Genomic DNA, 2,225 nt, shown 5'->3' with positions numbered 1-2,225 from the left:
CCCGCGGGTTGGTCGACCGGCGGGCGCCGCGCCGGAGGGGGCCGGGGCCGGGACCCCACCCATGTCGAGGCGGCGCTCGAGGCGATCCAGGCGCGCGGCATACCCACTCTCGCCGGAGGCACCGGGAAGGAGGATCCGCGCGGCGATGAGCTCGAGCTGGAGGCGCGGGGCCGTCGCGCCGGTCATCTCGGTGAGGCCGGCGTTGACGATGTCGGCGGCGCGGGACAGCGTGCCGGGGCCGAACGCCGCCGCCTGGTGCCGCATCCGCTCGATCTGGTCCTCCGGCAGCCCGCGCATGACGGCACCGACCCCGTCGGGCACGGCGGCGATGATGATGAGGTCGCGCAGGCGCTCGAGGAGGTCCTCGACGAAACGGCGCGGATCCTGACCGCTGTCGACGACCTTGTCGATGGAGCCGAACACCGTCGCCGCGTCCCCGGCCGCGACAGCCGTGACGATGGCGTCGAGCAGCTCCCCGTCGGTGAACCCGAGGAGCGCGGCGGCGCCCTCGTAGGTGAGACCCTCGGGGCCGGAGCCGGCGATGAGCTGGTCGAGCACCGACAGCGAGTCGCGGACCGAGCCCCCGCCCGCCCGGACGACGAAGGAGAGGACGCCCGGCGCGACGGTCACACCCTCGGACTCGCAGATCTGCTCGAGGTATGCCGTGAGCCGGGCCGGCGGGACGAGGCGGAAGGGGTAGTGGTGGGTCCGGGAGCGGATCGTGCCGATGACCTTGTCGGGCTCGGTCGTCGCGAAGATGAACTTCACGTGCTCCGGCGGCTCCTCGACGATCTTGAGCAGGGCGTTGAAGCCCTGGGGCGTCACCATGTGGGCCTCGTCGATGATGTACACCTTGTAGCGGCTCTGCGCCGGGCCGTAGCTCGCCTTCTCGCGCAGGTCGCGGGCGTCGTCGACCCCGCCGTGGCTCGCCGCGTCGATCTCGATGACGTCGACGCTCCCGGCCCCGTCGCGGGCCAGCGCGACGCACGAGTCGCACACCCCGCACGGCTCCGGCGTCGGGCCCTGCGCACAGTTGAGGCAGCGGGCCAGGATCCGCGCGCTCGTCGTCTTGCCGCACCCTCTCGGGCCGCTGAACAGGTAGGCGTGGTTGACCCGGCCGGTGCGCAACGCCTGCATGAGCGGACCCGTCACGTGCTCCTGGCCGATGACGTCGACGAACGTCTCCGGGCGGTAGCGGCGGTACAGGGCTGTGCTCACCCCCGGAACCCTAACGGCCCACCCCGACAGCCGGTATGCCGTCGCCCGCCTCCACCTCCCCGCCGGCCATCTGGCACCCGATCGGGGCCCGTGCACCACACCCGAACCCCCCACCCCTGGCCGGCTGGCACCCGATCGGGGCCAAGGGCACCACGTCGCGGCAGCTCGGCATCCACGGAACGGGCCCTGGACGGCGGCGTGGCTGAGCGTGACACGATGACGCGGTGAAGGGCAACGGTCGCAAGCAGCGCGGAGCCCAGGGTGGCAGGCAGCCGGGCAGCACCAAGGGCCCGCAGCCCGGAGCCGAGGACAGCCAAGGACGGCGGCGCTCCGAACGCACCCGCCCGCAGCGCCGATCCCCCGAGGAGCTGGGACCCCGCGTCGTCGCCGACGGGGTGACGAAGCGGATCGGCGAGGTGACGCTCCTCGCGCCCACGTCGATGAAGGTCCCGCCGGGCACCTGCCTCGTCGTCCGAGGCCCGAACGGCGCCGGCAAGACGACGCTGCTGCGCATCCTCGCGGGGACCCTCGAGCCGACGGAGGGCACGGTGCGGATCGACGACCGGCCGGCCGACGAGCGCGACCCCGTCGTCCGCGCGAGGGTCGCCGCGCTCCTCGGCGCGCCGACCGCATACCGCGATCTCACCCTGGCCGACCATCTCACCCTCGTCGACTCGACGTGGGGCCGCGACCCGGCGACGTGCGCGACCCGGGTGACCGACGGGCTGGCGCTCCTGGAGATCGACCACCTCGCGACGCGGTTCCCGCACGAGCTGTCGTCGGGCCAGGGCCAGCTGTTCCGGCTCGCCCTCACCTTCTTCCGGCCGAGCGAGCTCCTCGTCCTCGACGAGCCGGAGCAGCGCCTCGACACCGACAAGCGGGCCCTCGTCGCCGACCTCATCGCCGAGCGCCGCGACGCGGGGACGACCGTCGTCATGGCCTGCCACGATCCGGCGATGACCGACGCGGTCGCGGACCACGTCCTCGCCGTCGACCCCGCCGAGCCG

At 73.8% G+C, this 2,225-nt stretch carries 2 protein-coding genes; one reads left to right on the top strand and one right to left on the bottom strand.

Annotation, left to right across the window (positions count from 1 at the left end):
- A partial coding sequence (locus BN12_RS21760) for a DNA polymerase III subunit gamma and tau (RefSeq protein ID WP_157635774.1) occupies nucleotides 1-1,218 on the bottom strand: 1,218 nt, incomplete at its 3' end.
- Between the two features lie 224 nt (nucleotides 1,219-1,442).
- On the opposite strand from BN12_RS21760, the gene BN12_RS21755 reads away from it, so the two are divergent.
- Nucleotides 1,443-2,225 (top strand): ABC transporter ATP-binding protein (locus tag BN12_RS21755; protein ID WP_235432493.1); only part of this gene is annotated, 783 nt, incomplete at its 3' end.

This window comes from Nostocoides japonicum T1-X7, assembly GCF_001046855.1.
Classification (GTDB): domain Bacteria; phylum Actinomycetota; class Actinomycetes; order Actinomycetales; family Dermatophilaceae; genus Nostocoides; species Nostocoides japonicum.
The sequence above is the reverse complement of the archived record's forward strand: the minus strand, read 5'-3'. Positions and strand labels throughout refer to the sequence as shown.